This is a genomic window from Haloactinopolyspora sp. (genome assembly GCF_027324685.1).
In the GTDB taxonomy this organism is placed as follows: domain Bacteria; phylum Actinomycetota; class Actinomycetes; order Jiangellales; family Jiangellaceae; genus Haloactinopolyspora.
Window position 1 is genome coordinate 1 of record NZ_DAHVSH010000062.1, and the last position, 6308, is coordinate 6308.

General features: G+C 70.1%; 5 protein-coding genes. All 5 read left to right on the top strand.

Features of this window, described 5'->3' with window-relative positions:
* Nucleotides 1-1170: M23 family metallopeptidase (locus M6444_RS07600; protein ID WP_298325091.1), on the top strand; the 1170-nt coding region annotated here is incomplete at its 5' end.
* 19 nt (nucleotides 1171-1189) lie between these two features.
* Complete coding sequence (locus tag M6444_RS07605; RefSeq protein WP_298325095.1) at nucleotides 1190-2554, top strand: AAA family ATPase; 1365 nt, start codon at nucleotides 1190-1192, stop codon at nucleotides 2552-2554.
* Between the two features lie 345 nt (nucleotides 2555-2899).
* A complete protein-coding gene (gene iscB / locus M6444_RS07610; RefSeq protein WP_363326277.1) occupies nucleotides 2900-4204 on the top strand; it encodes an RNA-guided endonuclease IscB in 1305 nt (434 codons plus the stop codon).
* Nucleotides 4201-5013: a hypothetical protein gene (locus tag M6444_RS07615; RefSeq protein ID WP_298325101.1), complete on the top strand. Its 813-nt coding sequence runs from the start codon at nucleotides 4201-4203 to the stop codon at nucleotides 5011-5013. Before iscB ends, M6444_RS07615 begins: the two co-directional genes overlap by 4 nt.
* 67 nt (nucleotides 5014-5080) lie before the next feature.
* Nucleotides 5081-6308 (top strand): hypothetical protein (locus tag M6444_RS07620; RefSeq protein ID WP_298325102.1); only part of this gene is annotated, 1228 nt, incomplete at its 3' end.

Here is a 6308-nt window from a genome sequence, read left to right on the forward strand (position 1 = left end):
GGCGTGATGACCGCGATGGGCGAGTCGAGCCTGCGCGTCCTCGACCACGGCGACGCCGCCGGCCCCGACTCCCGCGGCCTGTTCCAGCAGCGCGACAACGGGGCGTGGGGGTCCTACGAGGACCGGATGGACCCGTTCACCTCGGCCACCAACTTCTTCAAGGCGATGATGCGGATCGAGAACCGCGACTCTCTAGAGCCGACCATCGTTGCCCACCGCACCCAGCGCAACGCCGACCCCTACCACTACACGCGGTACTGGCCGGCCGCCGTGGCAGTGGTCGAGGGCCTCAGCGGCGTGGAAGGTATCGCCAACGGCGAGCAGCCGGTCACGTCCTCGCACTACTCGCTCGGAGACGTCAAGCCGCAAACGGCTGTCGTGGCCAACACCGTCGGTCCCATGTTCGGGATCAAGACCGTCGGCGGCTACCGGGAGTCCGCTCACGATCCCGAGGGTCACCCCTCCGGGCTCGCGCTGGACTTCATGACCAACGACATTCCCAACGGCCGCGCCACCGGCGACCGACTCGCGCAGTACCTCATCGACAACGCCGACGAGCTGGGCGTGGACTACATCATCTGGTGGCAGCAAATCTGGTCGGCCGACCGGGCCGATGAGGGCTGGCGGCCGATGGCCGACCGCTGCTCGGACACCCAGAACCACTTCGACCACGTGCACGTCAACATCAAGCCCGACGCCGGCGGCGTCGTCACCCCAGGCTGCGAGTCGACCACGCCCGGCCAGGTCAGCGCCGAAGGCTGGGCACAGCCGGCAGCCGGGCCGATCACCTCCCGGTTCGGCATGCGCACCGATCCCGTCACCGGATCGTTCACCCGGCTCCACGCCGGCGTCGACTTCGGCGGTGGCGGCGACGGCGGCCCCATCTGGGCCGCACAGGACGGCGTCGTGATCGACACCTACACCGACTCCAACGGCGGCTGGACGATCGACGTCGACCACGGCGGCGGGCTCATGACCCGCTACAAGCACATGTGGGCCAGCGGCGTGCTCGTCAGCGCCGACGATCGCGTCACCGCTGGCCAACAGATCGGCCGCGTCGGCTCGTCCGGCTGGTCAACCGGCCCTCACCTCCACTTCGAGGTCCACGTCGACGGCTCCCCCGTCGACCCGGAGGAGTTCTTCGCAGACATCGGGATCAGGCTCGGATAAGGACACAGGAGAAGGACCAATGACCACAGACACCGCAGCGGCCTGGCCGCGCATCGAGGCCACCATCCACGACGACGGCACCGGCGAGGTCAGCATCGGCGGCAGCACCCACCAGGTGCACGCCGAGGACCTGCCCGCCGCACGCGACCAGGTGCGCCAGCTCGTTGCCGACACCGCCCGCAAGCTCGGCCGGCCGGTGCGGGCCGTGATGACCGACCCCGACGGGCAATGGCCCCTCATCGTCAAGACCGACGGCACCCTCGAGGCCGACGAGACCGCCGAGGCCCGGCCACGGCCCCGCACCGAGACCCCCGCCCGCACGGCCGCCGAGCCTCCCAGGCGAGCGGCCGCGCCAGCCGACGACACCACGGCCGCCGAGGCCGCACCGCCCGCGCCGGGACCGCAGCCGAGCCCCGCCCAGAACCAGCCGTATGAGACGCGCCGGGAACGGCGCGAGCGGCAGTCCTTCCTCACCCAGGAACAGCGCGAGGAGCCGGCCACCCAAGGCTGGCGCGGGGCGATGACCCGGCTCGGCATCCGCATGAGCCCCAGCCCGGCCGAACGGGCCGAACGCGCCGATATCCAAGCCGTGAGCCAGCACTGGCCCGGCCCGCGCACCATCGCCATCGTCAACGGCAAAGGCGGCGCCGGCAAAACGCCCTCCACGGTCCTGCTCGCCGCGGTGTTCGCCCGCTACGGCGGTGCCGGCGTGCTCACGTGGGACAACAACCAGACCCGCGGCACGCTCGGCTGGCGCACCGAACAGGGACCGCACGAAGCCACGCTGATGGAGCTGCTGCCCCAGGTGGACCGACTTCTCAGCACCGGCGCGCAGTCCGCCGACCTGGCCCACTACGTGCACCACCAGACCCGCGACCGCTTCGACGTGCTGCGCTCCAAGCCGATGGAACTGGCCTCCGCCCAGCGAGTCGAACCCGAGGACGTCGACGCCATCCACGCCGTGGCCGCCAAGTACTACCGGCTCATCTTCATCGACTCCGGCAACGACGAATCCGACCCGATGTGGCGGCGCATGATCGACCACACCGACCAGCTCGTGGTCGCCACCACCACCCGCGACGACCACGCCGAGGCCGGCGCGCTGCTGCTCGAAGCACTCGGAGAGCGCGACGAACGCTCGGCGCGCCTGGCCCAGAATGCCGTCGTGATCGTCACCCAGGCCGACCCCAAGGCCCAGCCCAGCGAGGTCCAGCGCGTCGCCAACGGGTACGCCGACCTGGCCCGCGCCGTGGCCACCATCCCGTTCGACCCCGCAATGGTCGACGGCATCCTGCGCTACGGCTCCCTACGACCCACGACGCAGCGCGCCTGGCTGGCAGCCGGCGCAGCCGTCGCCCGCGGACTGTCAACTACCCCGCCCTGAAGGACGGGGCTTGCTGGCCCGCTTAGGCGGGCTGACAGGCGCGGGTCCAGCAGGGCTAGTTGACCAGACCTAGAACCCCTTGGAAGGAGGGAATCTACGTTGAGCGTACGACGGCAGACCCACCAGCGGGTGCTTCCTCAGCCCGCTGCTCTGGAATCGGCACGAGCAGACAACCCTGGGGTAGGGACGAAACGGCGTGTCGAGGCTGCCCAGGCGGCGGCACCGGGCGCTCAACATGGTCGAGGGGAGATGGCCACCGGCATGGGTGGTCGCGTCACGACTGCGCCTTCGGGCGCCGTCGCCGGCAGGGTTGTGCCTGCCCCGGCACGTTCGCCTCAGCCGCGGGTGTTCGTGCTGGACAAGAACAAGCGGCCCTTGCAGCCGATGCGCCCGGACCGGGCCCGGAAGCTGCTGTCGGCGGGGCGGGCACGTGTGCACCGCCGCGCGCCGTTCACCATCCGCATGGTCGACGTCGATGCCCGCGACCCGGACGTGGAGGTTGACGGAGTCGAGGTCGGTATCGATCCCGGCTCACGCAAGACTGGTATCGCGGTGTTCACCAGCACCGAGCAGGGTGCCCGGCAGGGGATCTGGCTTGGTGAGCTGGTCCACCGGGGCCTGCAGATCAAGAAGGCGATGCAGGCCCGCGCGGCCAGGAGACGAGGTCGCCGGAGCAGGAACCTGCGCTACCGCGCGCCGAGGTTCGACAACCGCACCCGGCCGGCCGGGTGGCTGGCTCCGTCGCTGCGACACCGGGTGGATACCACCGTGTCGTGGGTCGAGCGGCTACGGCGGTGGGCACCGGTGACCGCTGTCCATGTCGAACGGGTCAGGTTCGACACCCACCTACTGGTCAACCCCGAGGTTAGTGGGGTCGCCTATCAGCAGGGCACGCTGGCTGGGTATGAGGTGCGGGAGTACCTGCTGGAGAAGTTCGCACGGGCGTGCGTGTACTGCGGCATCACCGACGTGCCGCTGAACATCGACCACGTCCACCCCCGTGCCCGGGGCGGGTCGGACCGGGTGTCCAACCTCGTGCTGGCGTGCGTGGGGTGCAACCAGGCCAAGGGCGCCCGGCCCGTGGCCGAGTTCGTCACCGACCCCGCCCGCCTGGCCCGCATCCTGGCCTGGGCCAAGAAGCCGCTGCACGATGCCGCAGCCGTGAACTCCACCCGCTGGGCCCTGGATCGGGCACTGCGCGCCACGGGCCTGCCGGTGCACGCGGCCAGCGGTGGGCGCACGAAGTGGAACCGGGCCAGAAGTGGCGTGCCCAAGACCCATGCCCTCGATGCCTTGTGCGTCGGTGAGGCCAGTGCCGTCACCGGGTGGCCGGCCACCACCCTGGCCATCGGCTGCACCGGGCGAGGCTCCTACTCCCGCACCCGCAGCGACCGCCACGGCTTCCCCCGCCTGCGCCTGACCCGCGTCAAGCAGCACCACGGCTTTGCCACCGGCGACCTCGTCCGGGCAGTAGTGCCCACCGGCAGGAAGGCCGGAACCCACACCGGAAGGGTGGCGGTCCGCGCCAGCGGCTCCTTCAACGTCGGCCGCGTCCAAGGCATCAACCACAGACATGTCCGGCTCCTGCAGCGAGCCGATGGATACACCTACCAGACCACCGCCACCACACAGGAAGGAGACGAGCGGTGAGCCAACGTTACGACGCGGCTCCTCCCGGCCCTGAAGGACCGGGTTTCCGCCGCTCGGCAACAAGGATGACTGAGGACAACGAAGAGCAGAGTCCGTTCACCCGACGCGGGTTCGTGGCCGCCACGGTGGTCGTCGCGGTGATCGTCGTGCTCGGCGTCGTCGTGGGAATCAACGCAACCCGAGACCAAGCCTCGCCCTCGCCCACAACCGAGCCAACGGACGTTGCCGCCCCGACCGACGAGCCATCGCCGGTCGCGGGCGGCCCGAGCGTCTGCGGCCTCGACGGCGAGGAACTTGGCACCGCACGGCTAACGAGCGCGCCTGCCGTCGACGAATGGCAGTACCAGGGCACTGTGGCCTATCCGGTCTCCGCCGAGTTCGGCCCGGGCGAAACCGACCCGGCTGGCTTCCGCTACTGCTTCCAGCACACGCCGGAGGGCGCCCTGTTCGCGGCGGCGTATGCCGTCGGGGTGGGCACCGATCAGCCAGTGGTACCCGAGTGGATCAAGTACTTCACCGCGCCCGGTCCCTACCGGGACCAGCTGATCCAGGAGCCCGCCAACAACAGCGAGTCCTCCGACGACGTCCGCCTCAGAATCGCGGGCTTCCGGCTCCTCGCGTACGACGGCCACACTGCGCGCGTCGACGTGGCGCTGGTGGGCTCAGTTCAGGGGCAGACCGTCAACATGTCCGCGGTCTACCCGCTCGTCTGGTCGAACGGCGACTGGAAGGTCAGCACAGACACCCCGGAGCCCGGCAGCGTCGCAAGCATCCCCGACCTCGCCGGCTACATCGCCTGGGGGGAATGAGATGTGCAATGTTCTGGACTGGGCAACGAAGCCCGGAGAATGCGCCGGTGAGGCTGCCTCCTCCGCAATGAACGACGCGATCGAGAACGTGGCGAACGCCGTCATGGAGGCGTTCGGCAAGGCGATCGGGTCGCTGGGGACGGTGTGGGTGCATATCGGTACGCCGAACCTGACGGGCTCGGGTGGCGGCTCCGCGATCGACGCCGGCTCGTCGGCACCGGACTCGGCCAATGTCACGTCGGTGATGGGCTACGTGATGTGGATCAGCCTGGGCATCGCGGTCCTGGCGCTGTTCATCCTCGGCGCGCTCATCGCTACGCGCATGAGGGCCGGCGAGGGCATCGCTGCTGTCGGTCGCGTGGGCCTGGTGCTCTCCGCGGTCGTGCTCATCGCGGGTGCCGGCGCGATCGTGGCGGGCTTGATGCCGTCTGGGCCACGCAATGCCGGCGGAGCTGTGCTGTTCTTGCAGTCCGGCCTCTGGTGGTACATGGGTGCGGCGGCGGTCGTGTCGGTCATCATCGGCGGTGCGCGGATGGCGTGGGAGCAGCGAGCGGAGCCGGGGCGCGAGACCGTGAAGAGCCTTCTGACGCTCGTGGTCGTTGCGGGCGCGGGCGTGACGATCGTCGGTCTGCTCGTCGCGGCGGCCGACTCGTTCTCGGTGTGGCTCATCAACGGCTCGCTGAGCTGTGACGTCACGACGGACTCGGCGTGCTTCGGCGAGAACATGCTGACGCTGCTTGCCCTGACGACGAACCCGGCCGCCGGCGGCCTCGGTGCGCTGCTGATCATCATCCCGGGCCTGATCGCGATCCTTGCGGCCGCGTTCCAGATCGTGCTCATGGTCGCCCGTGGGGGAATGCTGGTGATCCTCGCTGGCATCCTGCCGCTGTCGGCCTCGTTCACGAACACCGAGATGGGCAAGGGCTGGTTCAAGAAGTGCGTGAGCTGGCTGGTGGCGTTCATCCTCTACAAGCCGGCCGCGGCCATCGTGTACGCGGCCGCGTTCCAGCTCGTCGGAACCGACGTGTTCTCCGACGACGGCACGGGGCTGCTCGCGGTGCTCACCGGCCTGATGTTGATGATCATCGCGCTGTTCGCGATGCCGGCCCTGATGCGGTTCGTGACGCCAATGGTCGGCGCGCTGGCCGGCGGCGCTGCCGGCGGGGCGATGGCGGTCGGCGCGCTGGCGGCCCTGCCGTCCGGTGCGGCCGCGGTGGGCCGGCTGGCCGCCGGTGGTGGCTCGGCCTCGTCCGCAGCCGCGGCACCGTCGGGCTCTGACGGTGCCTCCGGCAGCT